At 45.9% G+C, this 16,747-nt stretch carries 11 protein-coding genes and 1 tRNA gene; 6 read left to right on the top strand and 6 right to left on the bottom strand.

Going from position 1 to position 16,747, the window contains the following annotated elements; translation table 11 throughout:
- Positions 1-113: 113 nt before the first annotated feature.
- The gene (locus LZG72_RS03460) at positions 114-1,574 is read left to right on the top strand and encodes a hypothetical protein (protein WP_233867566.1); all 1,461 of its coding nucleotides are present in this window, start codon (positions 114-116) and stop codon (positions 1,572-1,574) included.
- Positions 1,575-1,838: 264 nt separating this feature from the next.
- Here the strand turns inward: LZG72_RS03460 and LZG72_RS03455 are convergent.
- Positions 1,839-1,912 (bottom strand) — tRNA-Ile (locus tag LZG72_RS03455).
- Between the two features lie 251 nt (positions 1,913-2,163).
- Between LZG72_RS03455 and LZG72_RS03450 the strand changes: the two genes are divergently transcribed.
- From LZG72_RS03450 to lpxA, 4 genes are all read left to right on the top strand, one after another.
- A complete protein-coding gene (locus tag LZG72_RS03450) occupies positions 2,164-3,396 on the top strand; it encodes an HD domain-containing protein (protein ID WP_233867563.1) in 1,233 nt (410 codons plus the stop codon).
- A gap of 70 nt (positions 3,397-3,466) precedes the next feature.
- Complete coding sequence (gene lpxD / locus LZG72_RS03445) at positions 3,467-4,525, top strand: UDP-3-O-(3-hydroxymyristoyl)glucosamine N-acyltransferase (RefSeq protein WP_233867560.1); 1,059 nt, start codon at positions 3,467-3,469, stop codon at positions 4,523-4,525.
- Positions 4,526-4,558: 33 nt separating this feature from the next.
- Positions 4,559-5,950 carry a bifunctional UDP-3-O-[3-hydroxymyristoyl] N-acetylglucosamine deacetylase/3-hydroxyacyl-ACP dehydratase gene (locus tag LZG72_RS03440; RefSeq protein WP_233867557.1) on the top strand — a complete coding sequence of 464 codons (1,392 nt, stop codon included), beginning with the start codon at positions 4,559-4,561 and terminating at the stop codon, positions 5,948-5,950.
- On the top strand, positions 5,947-6,753 hold the full coding sequence (lpxA, locus tag LZG72_RS03435; protein WP_233867554.1) for an acyl-ACP--UDP-N-acetylglucosamine O-acyltransferase: 807 nt from the start codon (positions 5,947-5,949) through the stop codon (positions 6,751-6,753). Before LZG72_RS03440 ends, lpxA begins: the two co-directional genes overlap by 4 nt.
- On the opposite strand, the gene LZG72_RS03430 is transcribed toward lpxA, so the two are convergent.
- The 4 genes from LZG72_RS03430 to tsaD are packed head-to-tail and all read right to left on the bottom strand — an operon-like array spanning position 6,750 to position 11,547.
- A complete protein-coding gene (locus tag LZG72_RS03430) occupies positions 6,750-7,550 on the bottom strand; it encodes an MOSC domain-containing protein (RefSeq protein ID WP_233867551.1) in 801 nt (266 codons plus the stop codon). The genes lpxA and LZG72_RS03430 overlap by 4 nt on opposite strands.
- An 8-nt stretch (positions 7,551-7,558) precedes the next feature.
- A complete protein-coding gene (locus tag LZG72_RS03425) occupies positions 7,559-8,884 on the bottom strand; it encodes an IPT/TIG domain-containing protein (protein WP_233867548.1) in 1,326 nt (441 codons plus the stop codon).
- Positions 8,881-10,518 (bottom strand): T9SS type A sorting domain-containing protein, encoded by a 1,638-nt coding sequence (locus tag LZG72_RS03420; protein WP_233867545.1) that lies wholly within the window; start codon positions 10,516-10,518, stop codon positions 8,881-8,883. Before LZG72_RS03420 ends, LZG72_RS03425 begins: the two co-directional genes overlap by 4 nt.
- A gap of 30 nt (positions 10,519-10,548) precedes the next feature.
- Positions 10,549-11,547, bottom strand: a complete 999-nt coding sequence (tsaD, locus tag LZG72_RS03415) for a tRNA (adenosine(37)-N6)-threonylcarbamoyltransferase complex transferase subunit TsaD (RefSeq protein ID WP_409017660.1) — start codon at positions 11,545-11,547, stop codon at positions 10,549-10,551.
- A 69-nt stretch (positions 11,548-11,616) separates the two neighbouring features.
- On the opposite strand from tsaD, the gene LZG72_RS03410 reads away from it, so the two are divergent.
- A complete protein-coding gene (locus tag LZG72_RS03410; protein WP_233867539.1) occupies positions 11,617-16,221 on the top strand; it encodes a translocation/assembly module TamB domain-containing protein in 4,605 nt (1,534 codons plus the stop codon).
- Here LZG72_RS03410 and LZG72_RS03405 read toward each other — a convergent pair.
- The gene (locus LZG72_RS03405; RefSeq protein WP_233867537.1) at positions 16,211-16,738 is read right to left on the bottom strand and encodes a thioesterase family protein; all 528 of its coding nucleotides are present in this window, start codon (positions 16,736-16,738) and stop codon (positions 16,211-16,213) included. The two genes, LZG72_RS03410 and LZG72_RS03405, sit on opposite strands and share 11 nt — an antisense overlap.
- Positions 16,739-16,747 lie beyond the last annotated feature (9 nt).

Here is a 16,747-nt window from a genome sequence, read left to right as displayed (position 1 = left end):
CAAGTTGAGGGATTTTGTTGGGAAATTTTGGAGGCGTGAAGATGTTGGAAAGTAGATTAATTATGATTTAAGATTTGATAGTGAATTTACAATACTTTCATATAGTCGTTTAAATGCTCAAATACATCACTCGTACAGGAAGTAAGGAAAACTTGATATTATTTATACATGGTTTTGCGGGTAGCGAGGCGACTTGGCTAACTAAAAAGGGTAAGCCCAAAAAGCTGATCAAATACATTTTCAAGGACAACGACATCAAAAAACATTGTGATGCTGCATTGTACATATATGATACAAACTTTTTTCCCAGTCGCCCCACTGGTTTTAGAAGACTTCTAGCAGCAGCTCTGAACGTCAAATCTGACCTGTCGATTGATAAGGTAAGCGATGTTCTGGCTACGAATATTTCAGTGAATCTAGCAGATTACGAGAATATAATTTTTATTGCGCATAGTATGGGAGGAGTTATATCCAAGTCCTGCATAATTAAATTAATCAATGCAGCTGAATCTGCAAGGATAAAATTGTTTTGTTCTCTTGCGGTGCCTCACAATGGATTAGATCTGGCCTCCTTAGCAAACTTGTTGCATGACAAGAATATTCAGATTCAGGAACTTCGGCCACTTAGCGAGATGATTAATAGTTTAAATCGCCAGTGGCTTGTTTTGACTGAGAAGTTACCGCCGACGATTTATTATGTTGGTCACAATGATCAGGTTGTGCAGGCAGAATCTTCGGTGGCTTACGACGTTAGGAAACTAACGATAATAAATACTGAACATACACATAACAGTATTGTAACGCCCACTTCGAAAGACGATACAATTGTTATATCCATTGTAAGTGAAATCAAGAAAACAATTGTCGCTTCACTTGATAAATCCGAGGTGAATAAGATCAATGACAGTCTTCAAGCCCTTAAGGAAGCTGGTGTTGAATTCACCGTAATCGGTAACTTTGAAAAGTTTAACCGTGAATTGCAGCTTCAGTTTCTTGAAATGATTGCAAGTAAACTACAAATTGATAAAAAGTTGATCATCATGAGATCCGTTAAACCAGGTAGTGTGAAAATCACGTTAGATATTCCAGAAGGCAAGTTAGAAGAGCTTTTTGCTTTGGTAGCTGATGGGGAGTTTAAAGACTTGGGTGTTCAATCCATAAGAGTGTTAAAAGAGTCTTTACTTGGTAGGGATGAGGTGTTTAGTGGAGGCATTAACCCCGCAATAATCAATAGGCGGGCGAAGGTAGGAGACACAGTGAATGTGCATTATCTAAACCGTGAGAATCAGTCGCCTAGCAAAAGCGTTCCTTGGCTTGTGGTAAGGAAAAGCTTTGATGTGCATAAGAAAAATAGCATTTTACATTTGAGGGCGGGCTCAAAGAATATATCCCATTTGAAAAAAGTTGTCCTAAACTCGGAAGTAATAGTTGAGGTTGTAAAGGCTTCAGAGCCGATCAGTGTAAATCCTCGATTTTCGAAATCAAAAAGGGGGGGGCTAACTCGAAATGACTTTGGATCTCAATCTAGCTCAGTAAAACACAACGACCCTAAAAAAGATCAAGATGACCATTAGGCGTTACTTTGCACGTTGCCATCCCGATTACTGCATTAATTGCTCAATACTTGATCTGCGTTTTAGACCAATTCGTAATTTTTTTATGTTGCAACCGTACGTAGATACGAATGCCTCTTGACGATCCGGTTAGAGGCAGTTCAACGTTCTCCAGAGTTCACAAATAGTCATTTCTCAAACTAACACTTCACCTTGTACTGCACTTTGTACCGCAACTAAGAAAAAAGCACTTAGCAAATATTTGCTAAGTGCTTGATTTTCAAGTGGGCCCACCTGGAATCGAACCAGGCACCTACTGATTATGAGTCAGTTGCTCTAACCGAATGAGCTATAGGCCCTTACTTAACTTTAAACAAATCAGGCTCTCGAACCAGGCACCTACTGATTATGAGCCCCAGTGGAACTGCGGCCGCCGCGCGGTCAGTTGCTCTAACCGACCGGGAAACGCTTTCCGGGCAAACGCTTTGTGAGCTATAAGCTCCTAATGGACTGCAAAATTAGCCAAACTCGTGAAATCTCCAAACCTTAGTGACAAGAATAAGTTCTTTTGTCCGTTGCTAGTTTTATTACTTTTACCAAAAAAAGAGCTTTGAATAAAAGGAAAATAATCAACGACCCGGTTTACGGGTTTATATCCATTTCTTCTGATTTACTCTACGACCTGGTCGATCACCCCTATGTCCAGCGGCTGAGGAGGATCAAGCAACTGGGCCTGGCGGATGTTGTTTATCCGGGTGCATTACATACTCGTTTTCACCATGCTTTGGGTGCCATGCATTTAATGGGGCAAGCTTTGCGGGCATTGCAGGAAAAAGGACATATGATCTGGGACCTTGAATTCGAAGCCGCCCAGGCGGCAATCCTTTTACACGACCTGGGCCACGGACCTTTTTCCCATGTGCTCGAAAGTGTGTTGATGCCCGGTGTGGAACACGAAGCGGTCACGCTCGTGATGATGAAAGACCTGAACCGTCAGATGAATGGCCGACTCAACATGGCAATCCAGATGTTTGAGGGCACATATCCACGCAAATTTTTCCATCAGATGGTTTCCAGTCAGCTGGATATGGACCGGATGGATTACCTCAACCGCGATAGTTTTTACACCGGCGTAATTGAAGGTTCGATCGGAGCGGACCGGCTCATTAAAATGCTGGATATCAGCGGTGATCAGCTTGTGGTGGAAGAAAAGGGATTGTTGAGCATCGAAAACTTTCTGCATGCCCGGAGACTGATGTACTGGCAGGTATACTTGCATAAAACATTGCTCAGCGCGCAAGCCATGCTCACTGAAATTCTTTTCCGCGCGAGGGAACTTGCCGAAACGGGCGAAGATCTGTTCGCGACTCAGGATTTTTCCCGGTTTTTGAAAACCAAATTTACCCTGGAAGATTTCGATTCCCAGCCCGATCTGCTCCGCTCATTCAACGGTTTGGACGATAATGACGTATGGGCTTCTGTGAAAGGCTGGAAGTCGCATGCCGACCCGGTTCTTTCGACGCTTTGTCAGATGTTACTGGACCGGAATTTATTTAAAATCACCTTTTATAATACGAAGCCGGGGGAAGAAATACTTCAACCGCTGAGGGAACAGCTGCAACTATCGGGAATGAGTGAAAAACAAATCCCTTATTTCCTCGTTACGGGTGAAACGATCAACTCGGCCTATGCCAAAGAACAGGATCCGATCCGGGTCAAAATGAAAGACGGGAAGCTGCTGGATATCGCCGACGCATCCGACGTTCCGACCATTGAAGCACTGACTAAGATTGTACGCAAGTACTATGTATGTTGGGGTAAAAATGTATCTTTGCGTGGTTAGTCCGCACCTTATTCAGAAAGGCAGGTTTAAGAAATTATACAACATACTCGAAATACATTAGCCGAATAATATGAAATTTACTGTCAGCGAGATTGCTCAAATGCTTGATGGAACCATTGTTGGAGATGATAAAATAACAATAAATTCGGCTGCTAAAATTGAGGAAGGGCGACCGGGCTGTATTTCGTTTTTAGCTAACAGTAAGTACGAATCCCACATTTACACCACACAATCTTCGGCGGTGATCGTCAACAAGGATTTTGTCCCGAAGAAAGAAATCACTGCTACACTTATATATGTCGACAATGCGTACACCGCATTCACCATTTTGTTGGAAGAGTACCAAAAGCGTCTTTCTTTCAACAAAACCGGAGTCGAACAACCCAGTTTTATCGGAGAAAACAGCCAGGTTGGTGCAGATTGCTACCGCGGGGCTTTTTCATATATCGGTAAAAGCTGTGTGATCGGGGATGAAGTAAAAATTTATCCAAATACCTACATTGGTGATCATGTTACGATCGGAGAATATTCAATCATTCATCCGGGCGTACGCATTTATGACAATACCGTTATCGGTAAGAACTGCACCATTTTCGCGAACACTGTGATCGGAGGAGACGGTTTCGGCTTTGCTCCTCAGGCGGATGGAACGTATAAAACCATTCCCCAGCTTGGCAATGTCGTCATTGAAGATAATGTTAGCATCGGCTCCAATACGACGATCGACTGTGCGACTATGGGTTCGACGATTATCCGCGAAGGTGTGAAAATCGACAATCTAGTGCAGATCGCTCATAACGTAGAGATTGGAAAAAATACCGTAATTGCGGCGCAGTCAGGTATCTCCGGTTCTACGACCATTGGTGAACAATGCATCATTGCAGGCCAGGTTGGCATTGTCGGACATATTACCATTGCCAATAAAACCAAAATAGGGGCTCAAAGTGGTTTGGGCAAATCAATAAAAAAAGAGGGACTTTCGCTGTCGGGCTCGCCTGCCAGGGATCTTAATGAACATTTACGGTCGATGGCTCAGGTAAGGAGGCTTCCCGAAATGGAAGAGAGGCTGAAAGAACTGGAGAGCAAGCAGGAAACACCTGATTTACAGGAGTCGATCAAGCAGCAATAACTCAACGCACCTCGAAGTAGAAAAGAATTCATAATGAACGAAAAACAACAAACCATCGCCAAGTCTGTATCCGTAACTGGGGTGGGTTTACATACAGGAGTAGTTGCGACAATGACTTTTGTCCCCGCACCAGCCAACCACGGATACAAATTCCAGCGCGTTGATTTACCCGACCAGCCTATTGTAGATGCGGATGTTGACAATGTCGTAGATCTTTCGAGAGGTACGACTATCGAGCAAAACGGCGCAAGAATTCATACCGTTGAGCATACACTTGCCGCGCTCGTAGGATTACAGATCGACAATGTGCTGATCCAGCTCGATGGTCCGGAGCCACCAATCATGGACGGCAGCTCAATTAAGTTCGTCGATGCATTGCTTGATGCGGGTATTGAAGAACAAAACGCGTACCGCAACTATTTCGAAGTTCCCGAGTATGTTCATTATATCAATAAAGAAAAGGATACCGAACTGGTAGCCCTGCCCCTTTCTGATTACCGGCTTACTGTGATGGTCGATTACAATTCGACCGTGATCAGTAGTCAGCATGCTTCGTTAAATGATATCACGTTATTTAAAGACGATATTGCCGAATGCCGCACATTCGTATTTCTGCATGAGCTGGAAGCATTATATGGGCAAAACCTCATTAAAGGTGGTGACCTGACCAATGCGATCGTGATTGTAGACCGCGAAGTTCAGGATGGCGAGCTCGACCATCTTTCGCAGCTTTTGAAGAAACCAAAAGTGAGCGTCAACAAATCAAAAGGCATATTGAACAATGTCGACCTTCATTATCCAAATGAAATGGCTCGGCACAAATTGCTTGACCTGATCGGTGACCTGGCATTGATCGGCCGGCCCATTAAAGCGCAGATCCTGGCAGCACGTCCGGGGCACGCGGCAAATGTGGCTTTGGCTAAGAAAATCAAAAAACTGATCAAATCCGGCAAAGGCGATATTCCTCAGTATGACCCGCACAAAGCACCGGTTTTTGATATCAATCAGATCGCACAGTTGCTGGCGCATCGCTACCCATTCCAGATGATCGATAAGATCATTGCTTTGGATGAAAACAGCGTGGTGGGTGTTAAAAATGTGACGATCAACGAGCAGTTTTTTCTGGGGCATTTCCCTGGAAATCCGGTGATGCCAGGTGTACTTCAGTTGGAAGCAATGGCTCAAACGGGCGGAATCCTGGTTTTGACCAGCGTTCCGGACCCTGATAACTACTGGCCATATCTGATCGGGATCGATGCCTGCCGGTTCAGACGCAATGTATTTCCCGGAGATACCGTTATTTTTAAATGCGAATTTACATCTCCGATGAAAAGGGGAATCGTAAAAATGAGTGGCCGCGGGTACGTCGCAGGTCAGCTGGTATGTGAAGCGGATATGATAGCAAGCCTGGTAAAGAAAAAATGACGCAATCGTTAGCATATATCCATTCGAGCGCTAAGATCGCTGAGAATGTGGAAATCGAGCCATTCGCAATGATCCATGCCGATGTTGAAATTGGTGAGGGAACCTGGATAGGATCACACGCTGTAATCAATGCGGGTGCGAGGATTGGGAAAAACTGCCGTATTTTTCCCGGGGCCGTCATTTCATCGACGCCGCAGGACTTGAAATACAACAATGAGTACACGCTCACAATCATCGGCGATAATACGACGATCCGGGAATATGCGACGATCAGTCGAGGGACCGAAGAACACTGGAAAACAGTGGTTGGCTCCGATTGCCTGATTATGGCGTATGCACACGTTGCCCACGACTGCAGATTAGGAAACAGCTGCATTATCGGCAACAATGTACAAATGGCGGGTCACGTACATGTAGGTGACTGGGCGATTATCAGTGCATTAAGTGCTGTACATCAGTTTGTTAAAATCGGCGCGCATGCGTTCGTTTCCGGCGCGTCACTTGTTCGCAAGGATGTTCCTCCATTCACAAAGGCAGCTCGCGAGCCGATTTCTTATGTGGGTATCAACTCAGTCGGATTACGCAGGAGAGGGTATAGCAACGAAAAGATCGTAGACATCCAGAACATTTACCGCTACATCTACATGCGCGGTTTGAATAATGCAGAAGCTTTACAAAAAATAGAGCTGGAATTGCCTCCATCCAACGAGCGGGATGAAATCATCAATTTCATCCGAAACTCGGAGCGTGGTATTATGAAGAGCCCGTTCCAGACCAATGGAAACAGCGAGACAGACGCTTAAATCTCCATAACGGTGACGGTATCACCTTCTTTAACGGTACCGAAGCTGGTAGCCACGACATTTTGTCCGAATAAAATTTTCTTATTAAACATACGGTAGGTCGAAAGAGTCTTTAATGGCTCTTTTCCTTTTTGTGCCGTTACAGGATCGATGGTTGTGAGAACGCACCTTGCGCAGGGTTTTAATAACTCAAAATCCAGACCTCCTATTGAGATTTTTTTCCACTGATCTTCTTCAAAAGGCATAGTTCCTGCCACCACGAAGTTTGGCCTGAAACGCTTCATCGCAACCGGTTCCAGTAGTCGGGTATTCAGATCGTCGAGGGAAGCCTGCGAAATGATCAGGTAGGGGAAATCATCAGCAAAACCCACATTCTCACCGTTTTTAGCGTATTTAACAGGTACCTTCCTTTCTGTCGACGTCGGCATCATCACGAGCCTTAAACTCTGGCCAAGCTCTTTGCTCAGCCATTTATCAGCATCCGGGCTAACCGTCACCGCATCCACCCAGGCTTCCCATATTTTTACCGTAACGGTTTCATTGGTTTCAGGGTTGAATGGAACAAACACCTCATTATCTTCTTCCAGTCGGTTGGAAAACCGCATTCCGGTTTCTTCCAGAGAAACGTCTATCAATGCCATTTTGTGGAAAACCCGCTGCGTAATGAAGACATTATTGTCATCGACGATCATCCATTGCCGGTCATATTTTAAACCTCTTTCCAGTACCTCGGCCTCGGTAAGCCTTATCCCACTCAATGATTTAACCGGATACACCCAAATTTCTGAAAGCTGCATACTATTTTTTATTCGATGGTCAATTTCCTGATGCGATTATTAAAAGAATCCGTAACGAACAGATTCCCCTCTTTATCTAATGTACTTCCCTGGGGATGATAAAATTTTGCATTCGCACCGGTTCCTTCGATATAGCCAAAATTCCCGGGCTGACCGGCAAGTGTCATAACCCAGCCGTCCGGATATATTAGCCTGATGCAATGATTATACAGGTCGGTAACATACAAGTTTCCTAATTTATCAATTTGCACATTACTGGGCTGGTTAAACATCGCATCTTTTGCCGCGCCGTCTTTAAATCCCTGCTTTTCCGGCATACCTGCAAAAGTGGTTACCATTCCATCGGGAGTGATTTTGCGGATGCAATGGTTGTGTTTGTCTGCAATATAAATGGAACCATTTTCGTCAAAAGTCAAATGGGCCGGGAAATAGAATTTTGCCTCAAGAAGTTTACCATCTGCGTAGCCTTGCGTACTGCCTGCAAAAGTAGTAACCTGCCCAGCCGGCGAAATTTTCCGGATGACGGCATTTTCCGTATCGCAAATCCAAAGTATACCCGACGGATCTATCTTTACTCCATATGGTCTTTTAAACTTTGCGGTTGCCAGATCACCATCCAAAAGTCCTTCCCGGTCCGGATTTCCGGTGAGGGTTGTGAGCGTTCCATCCGGGCCTATTTTTCGTATTGCGTTGTTTTGATGGTCCGCTACATAAATGGTCCCGTCCGGCGCAACATCTACATCGATTGGAAATTTCATCAGAGCATGATCCCCTTTTCCGTCTTTGAAGCCTGAGTGCGGTGTGCCTGCGACCGTGGAAGTAGTGCCATCTTTTTCAATCTTTCGCACCATGCAGTTTCCAAGATCGGCGACATACAGGAGTTCTTTAGTATCAAAAACAAGGTTATACGGTCCCTCGAACTTCACGGATCTGGCTGCGCCATCGGCATACCCTTTCTCCCCGCCGGTAAAATAGGAGGTTGTAGCTTTATAGATGTACCGGAATTTTTCGGCGGACTTGATTTCCTTCCCGTTTAGTGATAAAACCAACGGCCCCAGGCCACATTTGTCCGGAACGGTCGCCGTAATCTCATTGTCTTTAACTGACTTGACGATAGCCGGGAGACCATTGATTTTCAATGTAATATCTGAGGCTTTTGTTCCAAAGTTTTTTCCCTCAATGGTAATTAAAGTCCCTTTTGCGCCGCTGGACGGGCTAAATGCAGTTAATTCCGCATTAAGTTGTTTTGGTGGATCAACAGGGTCGGGATTGTCTGAGCAGGACAGAAATGCGATCGGGAGAATTAAGATCAGTAAATGGAAAATGTATTTCATGGATTAACAAGGAATCGGGTTGTCAGCTGTTGCGATTGGGTCGCTACCTTGAGCATATAAATGCCGCTGCGAAGTGATGAGATATCAAGTTGTGTCTGTCCGTCAATCAATTTTTGCGACTGTTTGATCAGCAACCTGCCGGAAATATCGAGTACCTGTATTTCCGCCGCATTCTGCGTGAATGGCAGCTCGATCAGCATATTGTTCTGACTGGGGTTTGGATAAATTTTGAATGGACGCCCAGCTGGAAATTGCGTGGCGGTAACCAATTCCTTGGGGAACGATAATTCCCAGATCTGGCCTCTGCCTTCGAGCACATAAAGTTTATTATCGACGATCCGGGCATCCGTCGGCTCTCTGAATTCCGTAGCAATACTATATGCATTCAGGGTATAGTCATCCCCGGCGTCGTTCTTTTTCAAATTAAGCAGGACTAAATCCTGTCCGGGATCCTGCATGGGGCCGTAAGATTCTGAACCGGCCTGATAATTCAGCACAAATCCCTTCCCTTTATATTCACCTCCCAAACCACCCGCCACATCGAAAACCAGACCGAGTGGTGATCGGTGAGCAGTAAACGTGCTGATTGTCTTCCCGTTGTCACTGGCATCCGTGACCTTTCCCGTTGCGGCATCCCGGATTTTGTCCGCATCGGGCCCGGCATTCTGAATGGGTTTCCTGAAAACAAGATTAGCCGGTTTTTTAGGGAAGGTTTTATCGTCGTAAAATGCCCCGATCTTGTAACCGGTGTAGGCGTGATTGAGCAATTTGTCTTCTTCTACTTTGTATCCCGAAAACTGTTGCGGCGTATCGTTTGCCCCCATTTCCCACGGAAAGCCATAATGAGCGCCCGGCCGGATCCAGTTCATTTCTTCGGGATCGTCGCGGTCACCTGAGTTTTCGACGCTGAAAAAATCGCCGTTTGCCGCAAATGCGATACTGAAAGCATTTCTAACGCCCCGCACATATATGTATGGAGCCAGCGATGCGGAATCGTTTGATAAAACCAGGTTTTGGGTCGTTGCCGGGAGTTTGAATATGCAGCTTGTCAATGCAATTTCCCTGAGATTTGGATACAACCCTTCATTATCTTTTACTTCCCCGTGATCGGTGCGCGAGCCGCTCGCGATGAACATGTCTTTTCCGTCCGGCGAGAAACAAATGGCACTGAATGCATGGTCGTACAATGTTTTGGAAGAAGCGTGCTCAGCTGTTCTGAAAACCTCGGTCCAGACCAGTTTCGAGCCGGTGATCTTCGCTTTTACAGCCTTGCCATAACCGGAGACACCTTGTTTAATGACCACATTTCCAACCAGATAAATGGTACCATCCTTTAATGCAAGTCCCTGTAAATAACTGATTGCGTGATCGTCTGCATTGGCTAGTCGCTGATGAGAATATCCTCGGTCAGCGCCGGGTTTTATCTGATAAAGATCCCCATTCCAGGAGATTGTGTAAAACGATTTGTCCGTCGCGTCGTACACAATGCGCGTTTGTGTATCGGTATCGTCGATTTTGTAAAAAGGCCTGATCGTAATGTCGTTTCTGTGAATCCTGGGTGTTTGCGCCGATACGACCAATGGGATTTTTATCAAACAGAAAAGTAAAATGGAACTCAGGGAAACGTGTTTCATGAGTACGTTTTTAAGAAAGCTAATTCTTTTTTAAAACTCCATTCGGGCCATCGGACTTACTGTCTGATCGCAAAAATCATTGGCAAGAAATTTGAATTGCGCCGCAATCGCGATCATCGCGGCATTATCCGTACAATATTCAAAGGCAGGAATGTACACATTCCATCCCAGTTTTTCACCCAGTTCCTGGATCGCATTACGCAAGCCTGAATTCGCAGAAACACCACCGGCTATCGCGATTTCTTTAATGCCTGTTTCCCGGGAAGCTTTTTTTAGTTTTTTAAGCAGGATATCGACCAATGTAAATTGAATACTCGCGCAGATATCTTCAATATTTTGAGAGATAAAATCTGGATTTTCTTTGACCCTTTTCTGTAAAAAGTACAAAAAAGAAGTTTTGATCCCGCTAAACGAAAAGTCCAATCCGGGCATTTCAGGTAGTGGGAATGGATAGGCCAACGGGTTTCCTTTTGCCGCATATTTATCGATTAATGGTCCGCCGGGGTAGGGCAGGTCCAGCAACTTAGCTGTTTTATCAAATGCCTCGCCGACGGCATCGTCCCTCGTTTCGCCGATGATTTCCATATCAAGCGGGCCTGCTACCTTCACAATCTGCGTATGTCCGCCACTGACGGTCAGGCACAAAAACGGAAATGCAGGTTTGGGATCGTCAATGAAGTGTGCGAGCACATGGGCCTGCATGTGATTAACCTCGATCAGTGGTATATCGAGACCCAATGCCATGGACTTGGCAAACGAAGTACCCACCAGTAATGCCCCCAATAAACCGGGCCCTTTGGTAAATGCAATGGCATCCAGGTCTTTTTTTGTTACTTTTGCATCATTCAGCGCTTTATCAACTACTGGTACGATGTGTTGTTGATGGGCGCGCGAGGCAAGTTCAGGAACAACACCGCCATATTGGGTATGAATGAGCTGCGTAGCAACAACATTGGAGCGGATTTCCCCGTTTGTTATTACGGCTGCGGAGGTTTCGTCGCAAGAAGATTCAATGGCGAGGATGTTCATAACAAATGAATTGTTCGCAAAATTAAGCATTAACAATAAGATAAGCAGTATCCCCTGCGAAGCTCTCATATGTTAAAATTCCTGAAGGCGTTTGGCAATGGTCTGGTTGTTGTAATCATCTTTGCGATCATCGCTTTGGGGATCATCACCACCGCCCTTCAGCTTCCATCGGTCCAAACCTGGGCAGTTCAGCGGGTTACCGCCAGCATTTCCGACAAGCTTGGCTATCCCATCACCATTCAAAAAGTCAATATCAAATGGTTTGATGTCGTTTCGCTGGAAGGTATTTCGGTAAAAGACACCAAAAACAAGGATATGATCGACGTCGGTCGGATCGATGTCAACCTTAACCTTAGCAACATCATTGAAAACTCTTCCCGCGAAATCTTCCTGGACGAAGTCAACGTTTTTCAGCCGGATGTTCAATTGTCGATCGTTCCCGAATCAGGGTATCTGAATATCGATGGTTTTATTGAACGCATTAATGAACTTACTGCGCCTGAAATTCCCCGGCCGAAAAATGCGCCGGAGAATAATACGCCTTTTATTATAGGTAAATCAAAAGTCATTGACGGGACATTCAGCTACAACGATCCGCGCCGCTCGCGTGATCGCAGGTCCAGGGTTTTCGACTATTATCATTTTCAACTGAACCATCTGCACGGAGATCTGAAAAACTTTCTGGTTCAGGGTGATACCATATCTTTTGTCACCAAAAACCTGGCAACAATTGATAAACAGACCGGCCTGGAAATGCACGGGCTGGAAACGCGGTTTTTGTTTTGCCAAAAGAAAATGGAGCTGAAAGAACTGGATGCGAAAATCGGCAATTCCAGGCTGAGGGACGAGGTGATTTTTTACTATAACCGGTCGGGAGAGTTAGGCGATTTCAATCATAAGATCCGCATGAAGGGCCATTTGGTAGGCAGTCATGTGGATTCCAGGGATCTTGGATTATTTTCCAGCTACGTCGATAATCTGAGAGAGACCTGGAAGATATCGGGGGATTTTAATGGGAAAGTCGACGATTTTGTGCTGACTAATACGGATTTGTATTTTGGCAAAAACAGCAGGCTGGTCGGTGACCTGGGTTTTAAAGGTTTGCCGCAGATCGAAGGTGTGCAAATGGACATCCGGTTATCTCTTTCCAAGATTGAACCCGCAGACATTGTCCAGTATTATCCCGAGTGGGACATGCATCCTACCATGCAAAAGTTCGGTCTGACGCTGCTGGACGGGACATTCAAAGGGACATTAGAAGATTTTGCGGTCAATGCAACTACGACTTCGTCGCTTGGCGAGCTGGCAGGTGACCTGGTTTTTCATATTGCCGATCCTAAAACGACCACGTATTCGGGGAGGGTAAGAACCAACGCATTTGAGCTGGGAAAATTACTTGATCAGGAAAAAACCTGGCAGCAGGTCGATTTTGACGGAAAGATTTTTGGAAAAGGATTGGAGCTGCAATATGCTTCAACCGATTTGAATGCATTGGTGGCACGGGTTGGTTTCAGGGATTATTATTACAAAAACATCCGGCTGAAAGGAAATCTGCAGAATCAGTATTTCAATGGAGAGGTCAGTGCGAAGGATAGCAATTTTGTAGTCAGCCTGGCAGGTGAATTCGATTTATCCAAACCTCAGAATGCATTTGATCTTCAGGGTATTATCGAAAAAGCCAACTTGAAAGAACTCGGCTTTACGGAAGATCAGATCACATTACGGACACAGCTGAATGTAAATGTATCCGGAAATTCCATTGATGAACTGGTTGGAGATGCCAGGTTGCTGGATACCTATTTGTTAATGACAAACAAAGAGCGGAACCTGGTGATCGATACGCTGGTTTTCTCGTCGCGTCAGCAGCAGGATATGCGTGTGCTGAAACTGGAAAGTGAATTTTTAACCGCTAAACTGGCCGGTAACTTCCTGCCGACCCAAGCCTGGGAAGATGTGAGCCAGGTGATGGAAGAGTATAAGCTTTACTTTTTTGAGAATGAGGCGAACCGCGCCGCATATTATGCAAAAAAGACGATCCAGCCTCTCAGCGATCGCTATCAGATTGAATATGAAGTGGAAAGCAGGAATCTTTCGCGGTTTCTGGCATTCCTGAGCCCGGATATTTATGTTTCGAAAGGCGCGAAAGCCGAAGGAATTTTCAAGATCGATAACACCGCCGTTTTGACGCTCAATGCGGTTTCAGACACGGTGCGCTACGGAACCAACCAGTTTGTAAAATCGGAGATGGACGTCACCACCTCCAAATTCGTAAACAGTGCGGAAGTACTTGCTTCTGCATTGGTTACCTCTCAAAACCAGCAGATCAGCGTGCTGGTACCTACCGAAAAAATGGAACTGGAAGGTACCTGGGACGTGGACCACATTGATTTTAATGGCGCAATTCATCAGGTAAAAAGTACAAACCGCGCGAACCTGGCCGGAGAGATCCGTTTCCTGCCGGCGGGGCTCGATATTGGTTTCAAAAATTCCAAAATGAACCTCCTGGATGAAGAATGGACGGTTCCTTCCGAAAGTCTGATTTCGATTGAAGGGACGGACATGACCATGTCGAACCTGGGGCTGGTGAGTGGGAAACAACGTATTTTTTTGAGCGGTACCGCGTCTGAGGATCCTGAAAAAAGCCTTTTGCTGGATATCAGAAACTTTAAACTGGGAAGTTTAAATCCGGTTTTCAATACCAAGCTCGCCGGGATAATGGATGGGAAGGCGAAAATGAAAGACGTTTACAACAGTGCGATCCTGGATGCAAGTTTCAATATCGAGAGTCTGGGATACGCGCAGTATGAGTTCGGTAACCTGTCGGGTAGCGGGGAATGGGACCAGGTTACGAGTGAGCTGGAAATAGATGCGCAGTTGAGTAAAAATGCAAGACGTGTATTTAATCTGGTGGGGACTTACAAGCCCAAGCTCGCTGCCAATACGCTGGACCTGAAAGCAATTTTCAGTTATGCCGATTTTAAGGCAATCGAGCCATTTGCCGAGGGATTGATATCGGACGTGAGCGGAACTGCGCAGGGTACCGTTTTAATTAAAGGGGATGTGAGTGCCCCGGTACTGGCGGGCTCGTTGATGGTGGACAAAGGCAAAATGAAGTTCGATTACCTCCAGTCCGTTTTTACATTTAATGATAAAATCAACTTTACCGAAAGTGAGATCACGGTAAATAACATCCTGCTGACCGATGCCGACGGGAATACTGCCGCATTACGTGGCGGGGTTTTTCATGATGGGTTTAAATATTTTTCACTGGGTTTCAATGCCGATCTCCGCAATTTCAAAATCCTGAATACCACAACCCGGGACAATGACATGTTCTACGGAACTGCGTATGTTACCGGCCCGGTAGCTGTCTTTGGCCCGATCAATAACCTGAACATCGAGGCCAATGTAACGAGTAATAAAGGCACGAAGATTCATATCCCACTCGACGGCGCGACGGAGGTTGCAACACAGGATTACATTCAGTTTGTGAGTAAGATGAAGCCGGTAGACAGTACCAATGTCAGTTCCGTGGATTCAGCTGCCAGAAGCCAGGTGGCGGGAGGCATTAAGATGGACTTCAATTTTAACCTGACGCCGGATGCCACCTGCGAAATTATATTTGACAGGCAAACGGGTGACATCATCCGGGGAGTCGGGACAGGCAGGCTCAACCTGAATATCGACACGCAGGGTGATTTCGCAATGGTGGGTACTTATGAAATCGAGCGGGGAGAATACAATTTCACGCTGCAAAATGTCATTAACAAGAAATTCAGTATAAAGCCGGGAAGTCGCATTGTGTGGTCGGGCGATCCGTACGGGGCGCAATTGGACGTGAAAGCCGGGTATACTCAGATGGTTTCACTGGCTGGCGTGCTGCCTAATACAAGTTCGGCCGCAAACGGGACGAACAGTAATGACGCATTGTCGAGACGGTATCCGGTAGAAGTTACCATTGGATTGTCGGAAGGGTTGATGGCGCCGGTGATCCGCTACGATCTTAAAGTACTCGATAACCCTTCATTAAGTTCCTATCGGGGCCAACTTGAGGCTTTTCAAAATAAGCTGAAATCGGACGAGCAAGAGCTGAGCCGGCAGGTGAGCAGCTTGCTGGTGGTGAATCAATTATTGCCCGAAAGCAGCCTCGCCGCCGTGAGCAGCCAGAATTTCCTGGGAAGCAGCATCAGTGAACTGGTTTCGAACCAGATCAGCCGCTGGGCATCGGGTATTAATGAGAACCTGGAAGTAGGTGTTTCGGGACTTTCGCTGGATCAGAATGCGTTGAATAACTTACAGCTGCGATTCTCATACCGCTTTCTGAATGACCGGTTCCGGGTTACACGTGACGGACGTTTTTCTTCCGGTGCGCAAAGTCAGACGGGCGCAACTGCCTATAATGCAGCCAGCTTACTGGGAGAATGGACTTTGGAGTACTGGCTCAACAGTCGAGGCTCGGTGAAAGTGAAAGCGTATAACCGCAACATCCAGAATAGCTTATATCTCAACACATTTACTTCCGGTGGGGTAAGTATGCAGTTTACACATAGTTTCAACCGCTTTACTCCGCCTCCCAAGCCCACGGTGAAAATTCCTTACATCATACCACACGACTCTACCCGCCAGGATACCACGGGCAAAAGGTTGATTTCCGAAAAGAACTCTACGCGTTAGAACCCGCGGCCAGCTCATATTTAATTGTGTGAATGCGGTCGTTGAATTTCATTCCGGGAAAATCGAGATCCGGAACACAGGTAGCAGTGAGGTAATCCATTACTTCCTTCGGATGCGGCACCCGTTTTCCATTTGTGATACTAATGTGTTTGGAGGTTGTCCAGAGCATTGTTTTCAGCTCGGTCCGCAGATCGTTGGTCATAAAATATTCCGTAACCATCGTGTCTTCATTGTAATAAATCACACGTGAGGTAATGCGCACCCATTCACTGATCAACGCGGGCCGGACGTAGGCGATCTGATGCTGGTAAACCACCCAGCTCGTTTTCAGCTCCCGGAACATTGCCTCAAAACTAAACCCATATAACTTGGAAACCTGGTCTTCACGTGCATTGAAGAAGTATTCGAAATACTTACTGTTGTTGAGGTGCATGAGCGGATCGCAGTCCTGGAAGCGGATAATCACCCTGGACTCCGCCTCAACCGGCATATCAGAAAGGTCTGCGGTAAAAAGCATGGTTTTTAG

This window comes from Dyadobacter sp. CY323 (assembly GCF_021390245.1).
In the GTDB taxonomy this organism is placed as follows: domain Bacteria; phylum Bacteroidota; class Bacteroidia; order Cytophagales; family Spirosomataceae; genus Dyadobacter.
Note: the sequence above shows the minus strand (reverse complement) of the source record. Positions and strands in the feature narration are given on the sequence as shown.

What these genes read in the sequence shown, in the direction of transcription:
- LZG72_RS03430 (WP_233867551.1), bottom strand. Translation starts at nt 7,550, where the DNA reads ATGCAGCTTTCAGAAATTTGGGTGTATCCGGTTAAATCATTGAGTGGG.
- lpxD (WP_233867560.1), top strand. Translation starts at nt 3,467, where the DNA reads ATGAAATTTACTGTCAGCGAGATTGCTCAAATGCTTGATGGAACCATT.
- tsaD (WP_409017660.1), bottom strand. Translation starts at nt 11,547, where the DNA reads ATGAACATCCTCGCCATTGAATCTTCTTGCGACGAAACCTCCGCAGCC.
- LZG72_RS03420 (WP_233867545.1), bottom strand. Translation starts at nt 10,518, where the DNA reads ATGAAACACGTTTCCCTGAGTTCCATTTTACTTTTCTGTTTGATAAAA.
- LZG72_RS03425 (WP_233867548.1), bottom strand. Translation starts at nt 8,884, where the DNA reads ATGAAATACATTTTCCATTTACTGATCTTAATTCTCCCGATCGCATTT.
- LZG72_RS03440 (WP_233867557.1), top strand. Translation starts at nt 4,559, where the DNA reads ATGAACGAAAAACAACAAACCATCGCCAAGTCTGTATCCGTAACTGGG.
- LZG72_RS03405 (WP_233867537.1), bottom strand. Translation starts at nt 16,738, where the DNA reads ATGCTTTTTACCGCAGACCTTTCTGATATGCCGGTTGAGGCGGAGTCC.
- lpxA (WP_233867554.1), top strand. Translation starts at nt 5,947, where the DNA reads ATGACGCAATCGTTAGCATATATCCATTCGAGCGCTAAGATCGCTGAG.
- LZG72_RS03460 (WP_233867566.1), top strand. Translation starts at nt 114, where the DNA reads ATGCTCAAATACATCACTCGTACAGGAAGTAAGGAAAACTTGATATTA.
- LZG72_RS03410 (WP_233867539.1), top strand. Translation starts at nt 11,617, where the DNA reads ATGTTAAAATTCCTGAAGGCGTTTGGCAATGGTCTGGTTGTTGTAATC.